This window comes from Kitasatospora sp. MBT66 (genome assembly GCF_000710405.2).
Classification (GTDB): Bacteria; Actinomycetota; Actinomycetes; order Streptomycetales; family Streptomycetaceae; genus Kitasatospora; species Kitasatospora purpeofusca.
In genome coordinates this window covers 293788-314044 of the sequence record NZ_JAIY01000006.1, presented here as the reverse complement: position 1 = coordinate 314044, position 20257 = coordinate 293788, and the positions used below count along the sequence as shown (strand labels likewise).

The following is a 20257-nucleotide window of genomic DNA, read 5'->3' as shown; positions in this document are numbered from 1 at the left end:
CATGTCCACGGAAATCTCCGACGCTCTGGTGGTCCCCTCCGCCCAGGCGCACACCGGCAAGGGTCTCGGCACCGGCAACCCGGCCGACGCGTTCGTGATCGAACCGGCCAGGCAGCGGTCGAAGAAGACCCCGCGCCGCACCCGTACCAACTTCGAGATGCTGGCGTGGCTCTTCATGCGCCTGTCCGGCATCGTCCTCGTGGTGCTGATCCTCGGCCACCTGCTGATCATGCTGGTGCTCGACGGCGGCGTCTCCAAGATCGGCTTCGCCTTCGTGGCCGGCCGCTGGGCCTCGCCGTTCTGGCAGGTCTGGGACCTCACCATGCTCTGGCTCGCCATGCTGCACGGCGCCAACGGCATGCGTCAGGTCATCAACGACTACGCCGAGAAGGACTCCACCCGGCTCTGGCTGAAGGGCCTCATGGGTACCGCCACGGTCTTCACCGTGCTGCTCGGCACCCTGGTGATCTTCACCTTCGATCCCAACATCTGAGCCGACAGCATCCACATCGGACATCGGCAGAGGCCAGAGGCGAGTTAACCCCCCATGCAGATTCACCAGTACGACACCGTCATCGTCGGCGCCGGCGGCGCCGGGATGCGCGCCGCCATCGAGTCGACGCAGCGCAGCCGCACCGCGGTCCTGACCAAGCTCTACCCGACCCGGTCCCACACCGGCGCGGCCCAGGGCGGCATGTGCGCCGCCCTGGCCAACGTCGAGGAGGACAACTGGGAGTGGCACACCTTCGACACGGTCAAGGGTGGTGACTACCTGGTCGACCAGGACGCCGCCGAGATCATGTGCAAGGAGGCCATCGACGCGGTCCTCGACCTGGAGAAGATGGGTCTGCCCTTCTCCCGCACCGAGCAGGGCCGGATCGACCAGCGCCGCTTCGGCGGCCACTCCCGCAACCACGGCGAGGCCCCGGTCCGCCGTTCCTGCTACGCGGCCGACCGCACCGGTCACATGATCCTGCAGACGCTGTTCCAGAACTGCGTCAAGCACGGCGTCGAGTTCTTCAACGAGTTCTACGTCCTGGACCTGCTGATCAACGAGGGCCGCACGGCCGGCGTCGTCGCCTACGAGCTGGCCACCGGCGAGATCCACGTCTTCCAGGCCAAGGCCGTCGTGTTCGCCTCCGGCGGCACCGGCAAGATGTTCAAGGTCTCCTCGAACGCCCACACCCTCACCGGTGACGGCCAGGCGGTGGCCTACCGCCGCGGCCTGCCGCTGGAGGACATGGAGTTCTTCCAGTTCCACCCGACGGGCATCTGGCGGATGGGCATCCTGCTCACCGAGGGCGCCCGCGGCGAGGGCGGCATCCTGCGCAACAAGGACGGCGAGCGCTTCATGGAGCGCTACGCCCCCGTCATGAAGGACCTCGCGTCCCGTGACGTCTGCTCCCGCGCGATCTACACCGAGATCCGCGAAGGCCGCGGCTGCGGTCCGGACGGCGACCACGTCTACCTGGACCTGACCCACCTGCCGCCGGAGCAGCTGGACGCCAAGCTCCCGGACATCACCGAGTTCGCCCGCACCTACCTCGGCATCGAGCCCTACACGGACCCGATCCCGATCCAGCCCACCGCGCACTACGCCATGGGCGGCATCCCGACCAACGTCGAGGGTGAGGTGCTGCGCAACAACACCGACGTCGTCCCGGGCCTGTACGCGGCCGGCGAGGTCGCCTGCGTGTCCGTGCACGGCGCCAACCGCCTGGGCACCAACTCGCTGCTGGACATCAACGTCTTCGGCCGTCGCGCGGGCCTCGCCGCCGCGGGCTTCGCCGACGCCAACGACTTCGTCCCGCTGCCGGAGAACCCGGAGCAGCTGGTCCAGAACCTGGTCGACTCGCTCCGCGAGTCCACCGGCACCGAGTCCGTGGCGCAGATCCGCAAGGAGCTGCAGGAGTCCATGGACGCCAACGCGATGGTGTACCGCACCGGCGCCACCCTGAAGCAGGCGGTCGAGGACATCGCCGCGCTGAAGGAGCGCTACAAGAACGTCTCGATCCAGGACAAGGGCTTCCGTTACAACACGGACCTGCTGGAGGCCATCGAGCTGGGCAACCTGCTCGACCTGGCCGAGGTCCTGGCGGTCTCGGCGCTCGCCCGCGAGGAGTCGCGCGGCGGTCACTACCGCGAGGACTTCCCGACCCGTGACGACGTGAAGTTCATGCAGCACACCATGGCGTACCAGGAGGTCGCCGCCGACGGCAGCACCTCCATCCGCCTCGACTACAAGCCGGTCGTCACGACCCGCTACCAGCCGATGGAGCGTAAGTACTGATGAGCACTCCGACCATGGAGAAGCACTCGGCCGCTCTGGACGCGGCCGAGGCCGGCGGTACCAAGCTGATCACCGTCACCGTCCGGATCCGCCGGTTCAACCCGGAGGAGCACCCGGACCCGGTGTGGGTCGACTACCAGCTGGAGATGGACCCGAAGGAGCGCGTCCTGGACGCGCTCAACAAGATCAAGTGGGAGCAGGACGGCACCCTCACCTACCGCCGTTCCTGTGCCCACGGCATCTGCGGCTCCGACGCCATGCGGATCAACGGCCGCAACCGGCTGGCGTGCAAGACCCTGCTCAAGGACGTCAACCCGGAGAAGCCGATCACGATCGAGGCCATCAAGGGCCTGACGGTCCTCAAGGACCTGATCGTGGACATGGACCCGTTCTTCCAGGCGTACAAGGACGTCATGCCGTTCCTCATCACCAAGGGGAACGAGCCGACCCGCGAGCGCCTGCAGTCCGCCGAGGACCGCGAGCGCTTCGACGACACCACCAAGTGCATCCTGTGCGCCGCGTGCACGTCGTCCTGCCCGGTGTTCTGGAACGACGGCCAGTACTTCGGCCCGGCCGCGATCGTCAACGCCCACCGCTTCATCTTCGACTCGCGCGACGAGGGCGCGGAGCAGCGGCTGGAGATCCTCAACGACCGTGAGGGCGTCTGGCGCTGCCGGACCACCTTCAACTGCTCCGAGGCCTGCCCCCGCGGCATCGAGGTCACCAAGGCGATCCAGGAAGTGAAGCGCGCCCTGGTCACCCGCCGCTTCTGATCCCGAGCCCCACGCCGAAGGCCCCCGTCCGCTCCGGACGGGGGCCTTCGCGTTGCCGGTCGGCGCGCCGCTCAGTCGGTGGCGGGTTCGCGGCGGGTGGCGCGGAGGCCGCGGAGGCCGAGGGTGCCGATGGCGAGGCCGAGGGCGAGGGAGGTGAGGGCGAGGAGGAGGTGGACCCAGAAGAAGGCGGTGGGCTGGGAGTGGTCGCCGCCGGTGAAGGCCTGGCCGCCGGAGTCCTTCCAGAGGTTCTTGACGAAGGTGGTCCAGATGAACAGGGACCAGACGCCGAAGGCGGTCAGGAACCAGGAGGTGCGGCGGCTGAGCTTCATGGGGCGGTCCTCGGTGGGGCGGGGAGGTGAAGGCGGTGTGCTTCCCCAGTATGCGCGGGCGTCCGTTCGGCGTACGGCGGCCCCCTCCTGCGGCGGACCGGGGCGGAGAGGCGGACGGCGGGGGTCCCGAGTGGGTACCGTCTGCTGGTGCCCACTAGCTCGAAGCTCGCACGCCTGATCGCCGCCCCCGCCGCGGCCCTTCCGCTCCTGTTCGCCGCCCCGGTGGCCGTCGCGGCCCCGCCCGGGTCGCCGCCGTCAGCCTCGGTCGGGGGCGACCGGCTGGGGCTCCCGGGGGTCCAGGTGGATCCGCTGGCGGGCGCCCCGGCGCTGCCGGGGGACCTCACCGGGCAGTCCTGGATAGTCGCCGACGCCGCGTCGGGCGAGGTGCTGGCGGCCAGCAACCCGCATCTGCGGCTCGCCCCGGCCTCCACGCTGAAGATCCTCTTCGCGGACACCGTGCTGCCCAAGTTCGACCGCAACGCGGTGCACCGGGTCGCGCCCGAGGAGATCCAGGGGATCGGCGCGGGGAGCAGCCTGGTCGGCATCAAGGAGGACCTGGACTACCGGGTCGAGGACCTCTGGCGCGGGGTGTTCCTGAGCTCCGGCAACGACGCGGTGCACGTCCTCGCGCACATGAACGGCGGCGTGCAGCAGACCGTGGCCGAGATGCAGGCGCGGGCGGAGGCGCTGCAGGCCCGGGACACCCGGGTGGTCTCGCCGGACGGCTACGACTCGGACGGCCAGGTGTCCTCGGCCTACGACCTGACGCTGTTCGCCCGGGCGGGGCTGCGCAACCCGGACTTCCGGAGCTACTGCGCGACCCGCGACGCGATGTTCCCGGGCGCGGTGGACCGGAACACGGGGCAGCGCGGCAGCTTCGGGATCGCCAACACCGACCGGCTGCTCGGCAAGTACCCGGGCCTGATCGGGGTGAAGAACGGTTTCACCACCAATGCCGGCTCCACCTTCGTCGGCGCCGCCGAACGCGACGGCCGCACCCTGCTGGTGACGGTGATGCACCCGACCACCTACCAGAAGGTGTACGACGAGACGGCCGCGCTGCTGGACTGGGGCTTCGCCGCGGCCGGCAAGGTCGAACCGGTCGGCCGGCTGGTCGAGGAGGAGACCGCGCCCGACGCGTCCGCCGCCCCGGCCGCCGAGGCCCCGGCCTCCGGCGTCCTGCCGCACGCCATCCAGCAGGCCGACCACGCCCTCGGCCCGACCGGCTGGACGGCACTCGCCTTCGGCACCGCGCTGGCCCTCTGGACGGCCGGCCGACTGCGCACCCGGCGCCGTCCGCACCCCGCGACGCCCGCGCTCCCCGTACTGCCCGTACTCCCCGGCGGCGTCCCGGTCCCCCCGCGCCCGGACTACGCCCCGCACATCGCGTACTCCGTTCCGGCCCGGACGGCAGCCGGAACCGCCCCACGCGGCGCCACCGCCGTCGGCGGCGCCACAGCGGTGGGCGGCAGCACCCGCCGCCGCCTCACCCGCCAAGCCCGCTCCCTGGCCCGCACCACCCGCGCCCGGTTCGCCGCGACCACCGCCACCCGCCGGGGCCGGCGCCCCTGAAGGCCCGTCCTGGAAGGCCGGGTACAGGGGCATTCCTCGCGCAGGGGTGAGGTACTCGCACCGACGTGCACGCACCGCGTTGAGTACTTCTTCACGCTCACGAACAAGTACACAACCCTCCGGTGCCGCCAACAGGTAGGCGGTGGCCTGCACCACTCCGCGCAGGCCATCGCCTACAACCGCAATCTCGCCTGAACTACGCGGAGCCTCTGAGGAGCCCAGCCCAAGCGCGATCGCCCCTTGGATCACGCAGCCTTGGATCAGAGGGTCGGTCCCGCAGGGTGCAGCCATGATGACGATCAAGCTGCCAACGAACCGCCGCCGTACGGGCCTCGTTCACAGGAGTCCTGCCCACCCGTTCCGAAGCGGTGGCGAACGTCGCGATGATCGGCCCTATGGCTCGCCGACGAGGGCACCCGACCCCACATATCGCCGACCCAAGTGCCTCATGGCCTGTTTAAGCACTCTGGCCAAATACAGCCGATAGAGCGCTGAAAATCAGGTTACGGCCGTTAAATATCCCGCTCCACACCACCCCGGATGGCGGAATATTAAGTTCCGAAAACTGTAGCATGAAATATCGATCAAAGCGTAACATAAGGGCGGATTCATCTGATCTAGGTCATGAAGTGGGAGATCTGGGCATATTTTGGACATGGGGAAGAATTTCCCAACTTTGAATCGAATATTCACCATGGCGGATTTCACAGTTCGCATGCTACAGTGGTTTCCGTGGGGTCGAGTCGCGCGCGATCTTCCCCATGCTCATTCGGAACACACCCAATCAAGGGGGGGAAATGGGCAAAAAGCGCATTGCGCGATTCTCCGTAGTTGCCGCGACAGCGTCTGCTCTGGTGCTTTCGATTTCGGGCGTTGCCTCGGCGGACGGGAATGTCTACTGGAAGAACGTCAGGTGGAACGGCCTTCGGCTCGGCAATAGCGGTGGCAACGTATTCCTCATCAATGCAACTGCCAGCTGGAACGAGACCAAGAATAGCGATGGAAGCTTCAATTTGGCTTCCAAGCTGGACGGCCAGTGCCTGACCTCCTTCTCAAACCAACACGTCTACACCGAACCCTGCAACCCGGGCAAGGATCAGACGAACGGCTGGCAGCGCTGGTGGGAGATCAAAACAGACACGGGATGGAAGCTTCAGTCCTGGCAGACCGGATTCATTCTCGATGCTGCCGAGCCCGGCAATGTCTACGCCAACCCGACAGACTGGGGAAATAGCAACCAGCGTTGGACGTAGAACCGATTCTGGGGCGCCCGGCAGTCCAACCTGCCGGGCGCCCCAGATGTTGCCCTCCCGAACCCGAATCCCTACGATGGCCCCCTCACCGGCAGGCAGCTCGATCCTGTGCCGGACCCGAGCCTATGAATCCTGGAACAGACCACAGGCTTCACGAACCGAACTGGTCAGATGGCCACAAGACTGTCCGGCAAATGGCCGGCTGCCCAGACCCTCAAGAAGTCCACCAGATCTGCCCACGCCCCAGTCAGCAGCATGATGCCCACGAGCACGAGCATTCCGCCTCCGAATCGCATGACCCCTTGATGGTGACGCTTGACCCAGCCAAAGGTTCCCATCGCCCGCCGGAATACCAGAGACGAAATAACGAAGGGAATCCCGAGTCCCGCGCAGTAGAAGAACCCCAGCAAGGCCCCTCGAAGCGGATCACTCTCACTGAGAGCCAGAGTCTGGACTGCCGACGCGGTCGGTCCGATGCACGGTGTCCACCCCACGCCGAAGACGATGCCGAGAACAGGAGCACCTGCCAGGCCGACCGCCGGCCTGTACCGACTACGCAGCTCCCTTTGCGAGATCCCGGAGAACAGCCCGGAGAAAACTATCCCCATCAGGATCGTCATTACTCCGGAAAATACCTGGACCGCACGCTGATTCTCCGCCAGAGTATTGCCGAAATAACCGAACAATGCACCTGCTGAAACGAATACGGCGGTAAATCCGAGGATGAAGAGGAGCGTTCCCAGTACTACCCGTCCGCGCTTCCTTCCACCGGCATCCGAAAGGTCGGATGCCGAGAATCCAGTAACGTAGGAAAGATAACCGGGAACCAGCGGAAGAATGCAGGGCGAAAGGAACGATAGCAGCCCTGCCAGAAGTGCGACCGGAATCGCCAGGACAAGGGCACCTGTGAAAACCGTTTGAGACCCGTCAACGGCCATTGACACTGGCTCCATTGTTACAGTGACACCTTCCCGGACGGATCCAACCCAACCTGAGCGTTCGTCAGCGACGAACATGTCCCGGCCAGCTTCGCACAGGCCCCTCAGGCCGGACTCGACGGCCCCCGCCCGGGTCGGTGATCGAATCAGCGCTGGCCGGAGCACACGGAGCCTGCCCTGGTCCTGGGGTTGCATCTGTCGGGCGAGCCCTAGAATGCCCGGCATGAGCGCCACTCCCCACCCCGACCCGCACCGGCAGGAACGGCTCGAACGCCTGGTCAGCCTCTCCTCCGGCAGCTACCTGCTGGTCACCACCTTCAAGAAGGACGGCACCGCCGTGCCGACGCCGGTGTGGGTGGTGCGCGACGGGGAGGCGCTCGGTGTCTGGACCGTCGCCGACTCGTGGAAGGTGAAGCGGATCCGCAACCGACCGGACGTCCTGGTCGGCCCCTGCGACGTGCGGGGCAATCCGACCGGTGAGTCCGTCCCGGCGACCGCCGAGATCCTCGGCCCCGAGCGCACCGCCGCCTACCGGACGCTGCTGCGGCAGAAGTACGGGTTGGTCGGCGTCGTCACGGTGCTCGGCAGCCGGCTGCGGCGCGGCGAGCGCGGCACGATCGGGATCCGGATCACCCTCACCGACGGCTGAGGCCCGACGCCCCTCCCGCCCCACGTCCCTCAGGACACGTCCGGATCCTCGTCCGGTTCATGCCAGGGAAAACGTTCTTCCGTTGGACGCCTGGTCGTTCGCCGGAGCGCGCGGTACGGCATGGGTGGCGCTGCTACAACACACAGCGCCCCCATCCACTGCTGCACGCCCGTCAGGAGGACGCCCATGCGGCGAACCGATCGAGTCCGGCTCCGCGCACTGGCGGTGGCATCGGCCGCCACCGTCGTCGCGGCGCTCACCGCGCTGCCCGCCGGCACCGCGCAGGCCGTGTCCCCGGACCTCGTCATCAGCCAGGTGTACGGCGGCGGCGGCAACTCCGGCGCGCCGTACACCAATGACTTCGTCGAGCTGTACAACCGGGGCACCACCCCGGTCAGCGTCACCGGCTGGACCGTCCAGTACGCCTCGGCGGCCGGGTCCTCCTGGTCGAAGACCACCCTGTCGGGCACCGTCGCCCCCGGCAAGTACTACCTGGTGCAGGAGGCCGCCGGGGCCGGTTCCGGCGCCGCCCTGCCGACGCCGGACGCCACCGGCACGATCGCGATGGGCGCCAACGCCGGGAAGATCGCGCTGGTCACCAACTCCACCGCGCTGACCTGCGCCACCGGCTGCGCCGGCCAGCCCGGGGTCAAGGACTTCGTCGGCTACGGCACGACCGCCTCCTCCGCCGAGGGCTCGCCCACCGGGAACCTCGCCAACACCACCGCGGCGGTGCGGGCCGGCGGTGGCGCCACCGACACCGACAACAACGCGGCCGACTTCGCCGTCACCGCCCCCACCCCGCGCAACTCCACCTCCGGCGGCGGGACGGGCGGTACCCGGATCCACGACCTCCAGGGCGCCGCCCGGACCTCCCCGCTGGCGGGCCAGCCGGTCACCGGCGTCCCCGGCGTCGTCACCGCGGTCGGCCCGAGCGGCTACTGGTTCCAGGACCCGCAGCCCGACGCCGACCCGGCGACCAGCGAGGCGCTGTACGTCTACACGGCGAGCGCCCCCGGGGTGGCCGTCGGCGACTCGGTCCAGGTCGGCGGCACCGTCAGCGAGTACCGCCCCGGCGGCACCGGCGGCACCACCAACCTCACTGTCACCGAGCTCACCTCGCCCACCACCGCGGTGCTCGCCCACAACGCGGCGCTGCCCGCCGCCACCGTGGTCGGCGCCGGCGGCCGGGTCCCGCCCGCCGCGGTGATCTCCAGCGTCACCACGGGCGACGTCGAGACCGCCGGCGGCTTCCAGCCGGCCACCGACGGCCTGGACTTCTGGGAGTCGCTGGAGGGCATGCGGGTCCAGCTGAACAACGCCGCGGTGGTCGGGCCGAGGAGTTCCGTCGGCGAGATCCCGGTCGTCCCGCAGGGCTCCACCACCAGGACCACCCGCGGCGGCATCCTGCTCCAGGCCGCGGACGGCAACCCCGAGCGGGTCCTGCTGGACGACGTGCTCGCGCCGACCCCGGCCGCCAACGTCGGTGACACCCTCTCCGGCGCCACCGTCGGCGTCCTGGACTACTCCTTCGGCAACTTCAAGCTGCTGGTCACCGCCACCCCGACCGTCCTCCCCGGCGGCCTCGCCCCGGAGACCACCGCCGCACCGGCCGCCGGCGAGCTGTCCACGGCGACCTTCAACGTCGAGAACCTCGCACCGAGCGACCCGCAGGCCAAGTTCGACGGCCTCGCCGCCGCCGTCGTCACCAACCTGCGCTCGCCCGACCTGGTCGCCCTGGAGGAGATCCAGGACAACTCCGGCGCCACCGACAACGGCGTGGTCGCCGCCGACCAGACCCTGGCCAAGCTCACCGCCGCGATCACCGCGGCTGGCGGCCCGGCCTACTCCTACCGCCAGCTCAACCCGGTCAACGACCAGGACGGCGGCCAGCCCGGCGGCAACATCCGCCAGGTGTTCCTCTACCGCACCGACCGGGGCCTGAGCTTCACCGACCGCCCGGGCGCCGGCTCCACCACCGCCGACTCCGTGGTCAACAACGCCGGCGTCCCCGCCCTCACCTACTCCCCCGGCCGGATAGACCCGACCAACACCGCCTTCAACGCCAGCCGCAAGCCGCTCGCGGGCGAGTTCCGCTGGAACGGCCGCCCGGTGTTCGTGATCGCCAACCACTTCAACTCCAAGGGCGGCGACCAGCCCCTCTTCGGCCGCTACCAGCAGCCCGCCCGCCCCTCCGAAACCCAGCGCCACGCGCAGGCCACGGCGGTCAGGACCTTCACCGACCAGATCCTCGCCGTCGACCCGAACGCCGCGGTGATCGTCCTCGGCGACCTCAACGACTTCGAGTTCTCCCAGACCGCCGACCTCCTCACCGCCGGCGGCTCCCTGGTCGACCTCCCCCGCATCCTCCCCCTCGCCGAGCGCTACACCTACGTCTACGAGGGCAACTCCCAGGTCCTCGACCACATCCTGATCTCCCCCGCCCTCGCGGCCCGCGCCTACAGCTACGACATCGTCCACCTCAACAGCGAGTTCGCCACCCAGCTGAGCGACCACGACCCCCAGGTGGTCCGGATCCCCCTGCCGTAGCGCACCCCCGCACCCACACCCCCCGCTGCCCCGACGTCACCTCCCCGACGCCGGGGCAGCGTCCTGTCCACAGCCCCGCGCCGGCGACCCCGTGCCCGCGAAGGTGACAATCCGATTGCGTGCACACAATCTGCTCAAAACCTGGTCACACCAGCAGGTCAAACGGCTAGGCTCCCTGCTGGCCGGACCGGGCACAGACCGACGGCACCACCACTCGCGGCTGCGCCCACGCCGACGGCACAGCCCTGCTCCTCTGGGGGACATTCGTGCAGGAAATGGTCAAGGGCGCCAATGTCGGACTCTCCGCACTGAGCGAGAGCAGCGAGAACGGCGGGAGCGTCGACGCCGTCACCGTGATCCTGGGCTGGAGCAGCCCCTCGGGCGACGGCGACGCGGACGTCTCGGTGCTCCTCCTGACCGACGAGGGCAAGGTCCGCGACAACGCCGACTTCTTCTTCTACAACAACCCCACCGCCGCGGACGGCAGCGTCCAACTGCTCGGCCAGAGCCCCACCGAGGTCGGCACCGAGGACCGCATCCAGCTCGACCTCACGGCCGTCCCGGACGGCATCGAGCGGCTGGTCATCGCCGCCAGCCGGCACCAGCGGGCGCCGTTCGGACAGTTGGACAACCTCCGGCTCGAACTCGCCGACCTCGGCGGCGAGCGGCTGCTCGGCTTCTCCATCACCGACGCCGAGTCGGAGAGCGGCTTCGTCTTCGGCGAGATCTACCGGCGCAACCAGGAGTGGAAGTTCCGCGCCATCGGGCAGGGCTACGACACCGGCCTCGCCGGCCTCGCCACGGACTTCGGCATCGAGATCGAGGACGACGCCGCCACCGAGGAGGCCCCGGCACCGCACGACCTCGCGGCGGACACGGAGGCGGAGGCCGCGAGCGCCCAGGCCGACCCGGCGGCCGACCCGATGGCCAAGCCGCCGGTGACGAACGCGGAGGCGGCTGCCGCTCCGGGCTCCGGCAGCGTCCCGACCGAGACCGGTGCGCCCGCCGCCGAGGCCGCTCCTGCCGCAACGGCCGCCGCCGCACCCAAGCGGCTGCGCACCGCCAGGAAGAAGGTGACGCTCCCCAAGGCCACCAAGCCCTCGCTCGCCGAGAACGACGCCTGGAACACCGCCCGACTCTTCCCCGCCACCGCCCTCAACCGCGACCGCGAGCGAGAGGTCCGCGCCACCTCCGTCCTGCTCTCCGTGATGGCCCAGGTGCCGGAGTTCGGCCGACGGCTGACCGCCGCCTTCGGCGCCCCCGCCGGCCGGATGGAGACCTTTGCCGAGGTCTCGCTGCCGCACGGGGAGACGCCCAAGCGGCCCGACGGCGTGATCCGCGTCGAGCGTGCCGGACGGCTGTGGACCGCCCTGGTCGAGAGCAAGACCAACGGCAACCCGCTGAAGGCCGAGCAGGTCCAGGACTACATGGACATCGCCGCCCGGCGCGGCTACGAGGCGGTCATCACCCTCTCCAACGACGTCGCCCTCGACGGCAGCCCGCTCGTCCCGGTCAAGATCGACGGCCGGCGCAAGCACAAGGTGCTGCTCGCCCACCTCTCCTGGGCCGAGGTCGCCTACCAGGCGAAGATGCTGATCCGTCACGAGGGCGTCGGCAATCCTGCCCACGCCTGGCTGCTCCAGGAGCTGCTGCACTACCTCCAGCACGACAACTCGGGCTGCCACGGCTTCCAGAACATGGGCCCGGCCTGGGTGCCCGTCCGCAAGGGCATCGACGACGAGACGCTCGCCGTCGGCGACGAGCGCGCCACCCAGGTGGTGGAGAGCTGGGAGCGGCTGATCCGCCAGGTCTGCCTGCAGCTCGGCGGCGAACTCGGCGTCAAGGTGCTGCCGGTCCAGCGCACCGGCCGCGGCGAGGACGCCCGGGCCCGCCGAACGGCGCTGGCCGACCGGCTCTGCGCGGACGGCCGGCTCAACGCGGAGATCAGGATCGAGGACGCGCCCGGCACCATCGCGATCGCGGCGGACCTGCGGGTCGGCAAGCTGCGGACCTCCACCGAGATCCCGGCCCCGGAGCAGGGCTACCCGCTCAGCTGGGTCAAGCGGCTGGTCCGCCAGCTCGGCGAGGCCCCGGCCGATCTGCACATCGAGACCCTCACGGACGGCGCCTCGGCGGGCCCGCGCGGCACGCTGGAGAAGCTGCGTCCGGAGCCGGGCGACCTGCTGCCCAAGGACTCCGCGCGGATCACCGGCTTCCGGCTCTCGCTGTCCAAGAGCATGGGGAGCACCCGGGGGAACGCCGAGAGCGGCTTCATCCGGAGCGTCGACGCCGCCGTGGAGCGCTTCCGCACCGGCGTGCTGGTCCACCTCGACCAGCGGACGGCGCGCCGGGCGTAGCGCCCTCGGGGGGGACGGGCCCGCACATATCCGTCCGGTCCGGGTTGGGCCGGACGGGTGTGTGATCCGGGTCATTGGGGGTGGGCGGGAACCCGGCGGGGTGGGGGCACGACTGGTGGGGCGTGAGTGGGATGTCGCCGGGTGCCCGGCCGTTGAGTGTGCTCGCGGGGTTCGCCCTGCTGCTGGTAGTGGTGTTCGTCCTGGCGTTCGCGGTGGGGCGCGGCGCGGGGCCGGTGACGCCCGGGCTGACGCCCGGTGGCGGAGGCGGCGGGAAGCCCGGGACGGGGCACAACATGGGGGCGGCCCGGTGAGGGCGGCCGCGGAGTCCGAGGCGCTGGTGTCCACCGACCTGGCGGTCGGCGGGATGACCTGCGCGGCCTGTGTGAGCCGGGTGGAGAAGCGGCTGGCCCGGATCGAGGGCGTGAGTGCCGGGGTGAACCTCGCCACCGGGCGGGCCCGGGTGCTGCACCCGGCCGGGGTGGGTCTGGAGGACCTCGTCGCGGCGGTCGAACGGGCCGGTTACACCGCCGAGTTGGCGCCGGACGGGGTGCCGTCCGCCGGGCCGGCGGCGGAGGAGGCCGGGGAGCGGTGGCGGCTGCTGGTGACGGCGCTGCTGGCGCTGCCGGTGCTGGTGCTGTCGATGGTGCCGTCCGCGCAGTTCGCGGGCTGGCAGTGGGTCTGCTTCGGGCTGGCGCTGCCGGTGGTGAGCTGGGGTTCGGCGGGCTTCCACCGGCGGGCGCTGCAGGGGCTGCGGCACGCGGCGGCGACCATGGACACCCTGGTGAGCCTCGGTGTGGTCGCCTCCTTCGCCTGGTCCGCGTACGCGCTGCTGTTCGGCGGGGCGGGCGAGATCGGCATGCGGATGCCGTTCTCGCTGACCGCGGACGGCGGCGGCACCGCGCACGTCTATCTGGAGGCGGCCGTCGGGGTGCCGCTGTTCGTGCTGGCCGGGCGCCTGCTGGAGGGCAGGGTGCGGCGGCGCAGCGGTTCCGCGCTGCGGGCGCTGGCCGAGCTGGGCGCCAAGCAGGTGTGCGTCCGCGATCCGGGGACCGGCGAGGAGCGGCTGCTGCCGATCGAACAGCTGCTGCCGGGACAGGAGTTCGTGGTCCGTCCGGGTGAGCGGGTGGCCACCGACGGCCTGGTGGTCGAGGGCGGTTCGGCGCTCGACCTGAGCCTGCTGACCGGCGAGTCGGTGCCGGTGGAGGTCGGGCCCGGGGACCGGGTGGCGGGCGCCACGGTGAACGTCGGCGGGGCGCTGGTGGTGCGGGCGACGGCGGTCGGCGCGGACACCCAACTGGCCCGGATCACCGCGCTGGTGGCGGACGCCCAGGCCGGCAAGGCGCGGGCGCAGCGGCTGGCGGACACCGTCGCCGGGGTGTTCGTGCCCTGTGTGCTGACGGTGGCGGTCTGTGTGCTCGGCTTCTGGCTGGGCGCGGGCGCCGACCCGCAGGCGGCGGTGACGGCGGCGGTCGCCGTGCTGGTGGTGGCCTGCCCGTGCGCGCTGGGCCTGGCCACGCCGACCGCGCTGCTGGCGGCGACCGGGCGGGGCGCCGAGCTGGGCGTCCTGGTCCGCGGCCCGGAGGTGCTGGAGAGCCTGCGCCGGGTCGACACCGTGGTGCTGGACAAGACCGGCACCCTGACCACCGGCCGGATGGAGCTCGCGGCGGTGGCCGTGGCCGCCGGCGCGGGTGTCGACGAGGAGCGGGTGCTGCGGCTCGCGGGAGCCGTCGAGCACCGTTCGGAGCACCCTGTCGGGCGGGCTGTCGTGGGGGCGGCCCGAGCCCGGTGCGGCTCCGAACCCCTTCCGGTGGTGGCCGGGTTCGCGGCCACCACCGGGGTCGGGGTGTCCGGCGAGGTCGAGGGGACCGCGGTGCGGGTGGTCCGCCCGGACGAGGCGGCGGGACCGCTGCCGGCCGAGCTGACGGCGGCGCTCGCGGACGCCTCGGCGGCGGGCCGCACGCCGGTGGTGGTGGAACTGGACGGCCTCCCGGTGGCCGTGCTGGCGGTCGGCGACACCCTGCGCTCGGGCAGCTGGCGGGCCCTGCACCGGCTGCGCGGCATGGGCCTGGAGCCGGTGCTGCTGACCGGCGACGGCCCGGGGGCGGCGCGCGCGGTCGCCGAGGAACTGGGCATCGAACGGGTGCACGTCTCGGCCTCGCCGGAGCGCAAGGCGGAGGTGGTGGCCGAGCTGAGGGCCGCCGGGCGGACCGTCGCGGTGGTCGGCGACGGCGTCAACGACGCGGTGGCGCTGGCCTCGGCGGACCTGGGGGTGGCGCTCGCCTCGGGCAGTGACGCGGCGATCGGCGCGGCCGGACTGACCCTGGTGCGCGGGGACATCGAGGCGGTGGTGGACGCCGTCCGGCTGGCCCGGCGCACGCTGGCGACGATCCGGAGCAATCTGATGTGGGCGTTCGGCTACAACGTGGTGCTGATCCCGCTGGCGGCGGTGGGGCTGCTGAACCCGATGCTGGCGGCGGTGGCGATGTCGCTGAGTTCGCTGCTGGTGGTGGGCAACAGCCTGCGGCTGCGGACCTGGCGTCCGGGGAGGGGCACGGCGGACGAACGCGGGGGCGCGCGCTCCCCGCGGCCGGCCCGGGCGCGGCGCTCGGCGGGTGCGGCGTGGTGAGCCGGGGCCGGACGGCCGAGCGGCTGAAGGCGGTCGAACGGCTGAAGGTGGTCGGGCCGCCGGTCGGGGCCGCTCTGGTGGCGCTGGCGCTGCTGTCCGGCTGGACGGCGCTCGGCGGTGCGGGCACCGCGCGCCCGGTCGAGGTCGGGCCGGGCTGGCTGCTCCTGCCGTCGGCGGGCGGGGTCCCGGCCACCGCGGCCTTCTTCACGGTTCGCAACCCCGGCGACATACCGGACGAACTCACCGGCGCCAGCTGGGAGTTCGGCGGGAAGGTGACCCTGAAGCGGCATCTGCACCAGGGCGCGGCGGGCAGTTGGGCGCCGGTCACGGCCCTGGAGGTCCCCGAGCGGGGGGAACTGGCCATGTCCCCGGAGGACGCGGATCTGATGATCATAAATCCGCCCGCGCTGAAGGTCGGCCAGTGGGTGGAGTTCACCCTGACCTTCCGCAACAGCCCCGAGCTGCGGGTCAAGGCGGAGGTCCGCCCACCCGGCGGCCGCCGGGGCTGAGCAACTGAGCGGCTGAACCCCGAGGAAGCCCGGGAGGCCCCGGGAGGCCCGGCCGACGCACTGTCGGTCGGGCCCGGTAGTTTGTGGACTGTCCTTCCGGGGACTGCGGGAATTCGGATGCTCCGACCAGGGCTTCCGTGCTTTCCTGTGTCACCGCGTCACCGCGTCACCGCGTCACGCCGCCGCGCCGTCACGCCACCGCGTCGTTCGCGGAGCGTGGTGGCGGTCGCGCGCCCGGCAGTCCTGCCCCGCACCGAGGAGTTCTCCCATCAGTACCGTGATACGCCGGTCCGCCCGCACCGCCCTGGCCACCGCCGCCTGCGGCGCCGTCCTCGCCGGCGGCCTCGCCGCGTGCGGGACCGTCCAGCAGCTCAACGCGGCCGACAAGGTGTCGAAGGCCTTCGAGACCTTCGGCAGCGGCAAGTCCTTCAGCGCCAAGCTGTCGGTCGACGCCACCGCCGCGCAGATCGAGGCCTTCGGCGCGGCCACCGGTGAGGAGATCGACAAGGACAGCGCGGCCGCGCTGGCCGCCGTGAGCCTGTCGATCGCCTTCAGCGCGGACAAGCCGCTCAAGGACATCCAGCCGACCAGGGGCTCCGGCAACGGCGCCGCGACGGCCGCCGACCCGTCGGTCTCGGCCTCCTACACGCTCACCGGCAAGGGCGGCGCACCGCTGGCGGAGCTCCGCCAGGTCGGCGGCAAGACCTACGCGCGCGGGGACCTCGCGGGCTTCGCGAAGCTCGTCGGCCAGAACGCCGCCGAGGTCGAGGGACTGGCCGAGGGCCTGCCCGCCCCCCTGGGGAACGCGCTCAAGGGCCAGTGGGTCAGCTTCGACGCGAAGGCCCCCGAAGGCGCGGGCGGCACCGGCGGGGCGGCCGCGACCCCCAAGCCGACCCTGGACCCGAAGGCCGCCGAGAACCTCAACGCGTCGCTCAAGGACATCCTCACCCGCGACCTGTCCTTCGAGGAGAAGGGCAAGCAGGACGGCAAGGACCGGATCACCGTCACGGCCCCGGCCCGCAAGCTGACGGACGACCTGCTGAAGGCCGTCGAGCCGCTCGCCAAGGACATCCCGAACCTGGCCAAGCTGCCGAAGTCCGCCCCGGCCAAGGTGCCGGACCGCCCGCTGGCGCTGGACCTCTACCTCGACGGCGGCGCGCTGTCCGCCGTGACCTTCGACCTGGCCCAGCTGGAGGAGAAGGCCAGTGGCACGCCGCTGCCGCTCCGGATCGCGTTCGGCCACGACACCCCGGCCGTCCAGGCGCCCGCCGGTGCCACCGAACTCTCCAGCGAGGACATCGGCGGCCTCTTCGGCCAGCTCGCCGCCGCCGGCGGCGGTGCGGGTGGAGCGGGCGGCGCGGCTGGAGCGGCCGCTCCGCTCACCGACGCCCAGATCAAGGAGCTGACCCGGGACGGCGCCATGAACGAGGAGCAGGTGCGGCTGTACAACTCCTTGGGCCTGGGCTACCAGGACATCAAGGACCTCGCCGACCTGAAGGCCTGAGGTCCTGAGGTCCTGAGGTCCTGACCCTCCTGTCGGCACGCTCCGGCTACGCCGGTGACGGCCCGGGCCGTGCCGACAGGTCCAGCACGTCCTCGACCGGGCGGCGCGGGGTGGCCGCACCGACCGGGCCGTAGCCCGTCCGCAGCACCAGCTGGACGTGGCGCGGCCCGTCGGCCGGGTCGCGCAGGCGCCAGCGCAGGTCGGGCCACTCCACCGGCTGGTGCCACACCGTCAGCCGCAGTCCGTGCACGGTGGCCAGCAGCCAGACGCGTTCCAGCGCCTGCCCCGCCCGCAGCCAGTCCGCCGGACCGTCCCCGGGGGTGCTCAGCGTGCAGAGCCGGGGCAGCGCCTCGAAGCGTTCGGACGGCTGCGCCGGCCCCTCGTGGTGCGGCGGCCGGCCCGCGTACTCGCGCGTCGGCACCCGGGCGTCGTGGTCCTGCGGGCCGAGCACCGCGTACGGCAGGCCGTCGACGGCGGCGGGTGCGGACGGGTCGGCCCCGGCGTCCGGCCGGAGCCAGGAGCGGGTCTCGGCCTGCCGCGCGGGGTCGTGGGCGATCCGGTCCTCGGCCTCCGTGGTGACCGCCAGCACCCGCCGCACCGCCGCCTCTCCCAGGACGGCGAGCGCCACGCCCTCCTCCCCGGCGGCGGCCACCAGCTCGGCGGAAACCTCCTCCGGAACGTCCTGGTCGGTGAACGGCCGCCGGCTGGAGCGGCGCTCGGCGATCGCGGGGTAGAGGTCCCGGCCGAACGGCCCGATGCCGTCCGTTTCGACGGTCTCGGCGGGCCCGGAGAGCTCCAGGACAGCCAGCAGCTGCGGGTCCGCCGGATCGGGCAGCAGCCGAACGGTGCCCGCACGACCGAGCCGGACGCCCGCGACCCGAAGATTGAACAGTGCCGCGCCCACCGCGATGTGCAGGGCCGCACCGCTGGCATCGGCGAGCGGGACGGCCCGGCCCTGATCGGCGTACACCTCGACACCCCGCCCGTCCGGGGTCGGCCGGAAACGCCACGGCTGGCTGTTGTGCAGCGAAGGCGCCGCGCCACCCGCGGCGGCGAGCAGCCGCAGGTCGGCCGGAGTGAGAGCTGAGTGGGTCATGGTGATCGTCTCCTGGCCTCGACACCCCGGGGCCCCCGCCGCACCGGCCGCACACCCCGATACCCCCGAGCGTGCCCCGCCCCCGCACCCGTCGCAAAGGGTCCAACGGCCCGCTTCGCCGCCGGTGCCCTGGCACTGTCGGTGGCGGGCGCTACTGTCCGTACTCACCGTCGGACAGGAGGAGCATGAACCCGCGAATCGACTGGTCGGCAGTCCGGGAACGGGTCGTCGCCCTCGAGGAGGCCAAGCGCGGAGCAGGCGGCCTGGGGACATACCCGGTCTTCGAGCCCGTCCTCAGCCCCGACGAGATCGCCGAGGTGGAGGCCCAGTACGGCGTCGGGCTCCCCGACGAGTACCGCGCGTTTCTGGCCGAGGTCGGCGCCGGCGGCCCCGGCCCGGAGTTCGAGCTCACCTCGTTGCGCCGCATCGGCGGGAGCTGGGGGTGGGTCTGGGACGACGACGAGGCCCATCCCTGGCTGCTCGACCCCGACGGGCCGTTCGTCGAGACCGAGGGCTGGGCCGCCCAGCAGGTGGCGACCCTCCGCGCCGCCGGGCACGAGCCCACCGACCGGGGCGAGGAGGACCACTACCTCGACGACTACCGCGAGGCCTTCGGCGACGCCGGCGACGAGCTCTTGTACCTGGAGCGCGGGCGCGGGGCGATCCACATCAGCGACGACGGGTGCGGCATGACCACCTGGCTCGTCATGGTCGGCCCCCACCGGGGCGAGCTCCGCCACCGGGACTGCGCGCTCGACCCGCCCTTCGAACCGTCCGTCGACGCGCGGGGGAACCGGCACAGCTTCGGGACGTGGTACCTGGAGTGGCTGGAGCGACGCGAGCGCGCGGCCCGATGACCGAGGACGGCCTCACCCGGGCCTTCGTCCAGGTCCGGCGTCGGCGTCAGGCGTGGGGGACGACGGCGACCGGGGGGTGGGCGTGGTGGAGGACGGCGTGGGCGGTGCGGCCGAGGCGGGGGGCGAGGTCGTGGGGGCGGCGTCGGCGGCCGACCACCAGCAGGGCGGCGTCCTCGGTGTCCTCGACGAGGGTGCGGGCCGCTCCCAGGCGGGCCTGTTCGACCACCTCGATGTGCGGGTACCGGGCGCGGTGGCCGGCCAGGGCGGCGGCCAGGGCCTTCTCCTCGACGGCCTGGAGCTGGGCCGTCTCTGTACCGGACGGCAGGAAGCCGACCACCGCGAAGGACGCCGGGAGGTTCCAGCCGTGCACGGCGCGCAGCCGGGCGCCTCGCAGTTCGGCCTCGCGGAAGGCGAAGTCGAGCACCGTGTCGCTCGGCGCGGCCGCGTCGACCCCGACCACCACCTCGGGCACGGCCCCGGTCCCCCCGGCGCTCTCCGTGCCGGTCTCCGGCCCCGGCTGCCGGACCACCACCACCGGGACGGCCGCGCGGCCCGCGACCGCCATGCTCACCGAGCCGACCAGCAACCCCTTGAAGCCGCCCAGGCCGCGTGAGCCGAGGACGAGCAGATCCGCGTCGCCGGCGACCTCGGTGGCCGCGACCAGGCCGTCCACGGCGGCGTCGAGCACCACATCGGTCTGCACGGTGAGGCCCGGGTGCCGGGCGCCGACCTCCTCCGCCACGGCGGCCAGCATCCGCTGGGCGGCCACCGGCAGGTCCTCCGGGTCGGCGAACGAGGCGCGCCCGTCGGTGAGCCACGGCCAGGCGTGCAGCAGCCGCAGCGGGGCGCCCCGTCGCAGCGCCTCCCCGGCCGCCCAGTGGGCGGCGACGCTGCTCTCGGGCGAGCCGTCGACTCCGGCGAGGACTGCGGGCGTCATGGGCGTTCCTTCCGCTG

The 20257-nt window shown here is 71.9% G+C and carries 17 protein-coding genes; 13 read left to right on the top strand and 4 right to left on the bottom strand.

Annotated features, from left to right (window positions below):
- Position 1: 1 nt before the first annotated feature.
- The 3 genes from BI06_RS13930 to BI06_RS13920 are packed head-to-tail and all read left to right on the top strand — an operon-like array spanning position 2 to position 3063.
- Complete coding sequence (locus BI06_RS13930) at positions 2 to 493, top strand: succinate dehydrogenase hydrophobic membrane anchor subunit (protein ID WP_030393383.1); 492 nt, start codon at positions 2 to 4, stop codon at positions 491 to 493.
- 54 nt (positions 494 to 547) lie between these two features.
- On the top strand, positions 548 to 2290 hold the full coding sequence (gene sdhA, locus BI06_RS13925; RefSeq protein ID WP_030393382.1) for a succinate dehydrogenase flavoprotein subunit: 1743 nt from the start codon (positions 548 to 550) through the stop codon (positions 2288 to 2290).
- On the top strand, positions 2290 to 3063 hold the full coding sequence (locus tag BI06_RS13920; RefSeq protein ID WP_030300553.1) for a succinate dehydrogenase iron-sulfur subunit: 774 nt from the start codon (positions 2290 to 2292) through the stop codon (positions 3061 to 3063). The genes sdhA and BI06_RS13920 overlap by 1 nt, the downstream gene beginning before the upstream one ends.
- A 71-nt stretch (positions 3064 to 3134) precedes the next feature.
- Here the strand turns inward: BI06_RS13920 and BI06_RS13915 are convergent, their stop codons facing one another.
- Entirely contained in the window at positions 3135 to 3392 is a 258-nt protein-coding gene (locus BI06_RS13915) for an SCO4848 family membrane protein (RefSeq protein WP_030393381.1), read from the bottom strand.
- Between the two features lie 147 nt (positions 3393 to 3539).
- Between BI06_RS13915 and BI06_RS13910 the strand changes: the two genes are divergently transcribed.
- Positions 3540 to 4964 carry a D-alanyl-D-alanine carboxypeptidase family protein gene (locus tag BI06_RS13910; RefSeq protein ID WP_063794966.1) on the top strand — a complete coding sequence of 475 codons (1425 nt, stop codon included), beginning with the start codon at positions 3540 to 3542 and terminating at the stop codon, positions 4962 to 4964.
- A 797-nt stretch (positions 4965 to 5761) separates the two neighbouring features.
- The gene (locus BI06_RS49445; RefSeq protein ID WP_149030374.1) at positions 5762 to 6217 is read left to right on the top strand and encodes a hypothetical protein; all 456 of its coding nucleotides are present in this window, start codon (positions 5762 to 5764) and stop codon (positions 6215 to 6217) included.
- 167 nt (positions 6218 to 6384) lie between these two features.
- Here the strand turns inward: BI06_RS49445 and BI06_RS13905 are convergent, their stop codons facing one another.
- Positions 6385 to 7155, bottom strand: a complete 771-nt coding sequence (locus tag BI06_RS13905) for a cytochrome c biogenesis CcdA family protein (RefSeq protein WP_233290149.1) — start codon at positions 7153 to 7155, stop codon at positions 6385 to 6387.
- Positions 7156 to 7378: 223 nt separating this feature from the next.
- Here BI06_RS13905 and BI06_RS13900 point away from each other — a divergent pair, with 223 nt between their 5' ends.
- The 7 genes from BI06_RS13900 to BI06_RS13870 all read left to right on the top strand — a co-directional run bounded on the left by BI06_RS13900 (position 7379) and on the right by BI06_RS13870 (position 17350).
- Positions 7379 to 7804, top strand: coding sequence for a PPOX class F420-dependent oxidoreductase (locus BI06_RS13900; RefSeq protein WP_051741294.1), 426 nt, complete (start codon positions 7379 to 7381; stop codon positions 7802 to 7804).
- Between the two features lie 186 nt (positions 7805 to 7990).
- Positions 7991 to 10354 (top strand): lamin tail domain-containing protein, encoded by a 2364-nt coding sequence (locus tag BI06_RS55140; RefSeq protein WP_043468358.1) that lies wholly within the window; start codon positions 7991 to 7993, stop codon positions 10352 to 10354.
- Between the two features lie 275 nt (positions 10355 to 10629).
- Positions 10630 to 12711 (top strand): TerD family protein, encoded by a 2082-nt coding sequence (locus BI06_RS13890; RefSeq protein ID WP_043468356.1) that lies wholly within the window; start codon positions 10630 to 10632, stop codon positions 12709 to 12711.
- A 152-nt stretch (positions 12712 to 12863) separates the two neighbouring features.
- Positions 12864 to 13022, top strand: a complete 159-nt coding sequence (locus tag BI06_RS13885) for a hypothetical protein (protein WP_233290148.1) — start codon at positions 12864 to 12866, stop codon at positions 13020 to 13022.
- 53 nt (positions 13023 to 13075) lie between these two features.
- Positions 13076 to 15337, top strand: coding sequence for a cation-translocating P-type ATPase (locus tag BI06_RS13880; RefSeq protein ID WP_051741292.1), 2262 nt, complete (start codon positions 13076 to 13078; stop codon positions 15335 to 15337).
- Positions 15334 to 15846, top strand: a complete 513-nt coding sequence (locus BI06_RS46275; RefSeq protein ID WP_051741006.1) for a copper chaperone PCu(A)C — start codon at positions 15334 to 15336, stop codon at positions 15844 to 15846. The genes BI06_RS13880 and BI06_RS46275 overlap by 4 nt, the downstream gene beginning before the upstream one ends.
- A gap of 277 nt (positions 15847 to 16123) precedes the next feature.
- A complete protein-coding gene (locus BI06_RS13870) occupies positions 16124 to 17350 on the top strand; it encodes a hypothetical protein (protein WP_043468355.1) in 1227 nt (408 codons plus the stop codon).
- A 46-nt stretch (positions 17351 to 17396) separates the two neighbouring features.
- On the opposite strand, the gene BI06_RS13865 is transcribed toward BI06_RS13870, so the two are convergent.
- On the bottom strand, positions 17397 to 18446 hold the full coding sequence (locus tag BI06_RS13865; protein WP_051741004.1) for a hypothetical protein: 1050 nt from the start codon (positions 18444 to 18446) through the stop codon (positions 17397 to 17399).
- Between the two features lie 185 nt (positions 18447 to 18631).
- Between BI06_RS13865 and BI06_RS13860 the strand changes: the two genes are divergently transcribed.
- Positions 18632 to 19303, top strand: coding sequence for an SMI1/KNR4 family protein (locus BI06_RS13860; RefSeq protein WP_051741002.1), 672 nt, complete (start codon positions 18632 to 18634; stop codon positions 19301 to 19303).
- A gap of 46 nt (positions 19304 to 19349) precedes the next feature.
- On the opposite strand, the gene BI06_RS13855 is transcribed toward BI06_RS13860, so the two are convergent.
- Positions 19350 to 20240 carry a universal stress protein gene (locus BI06_RS13855; protein WP_043468353.1) on the bottom strand — a complete coding sequence of 297 codons (891 nt, stop codon included), beginning with the start codon at positions 20238 to 20240 and terminating at the stop codon, positions 19350 to 19352.
- Between the last annotated feature and the right edge of the window lie 17 nt (positions 20241 to 20257).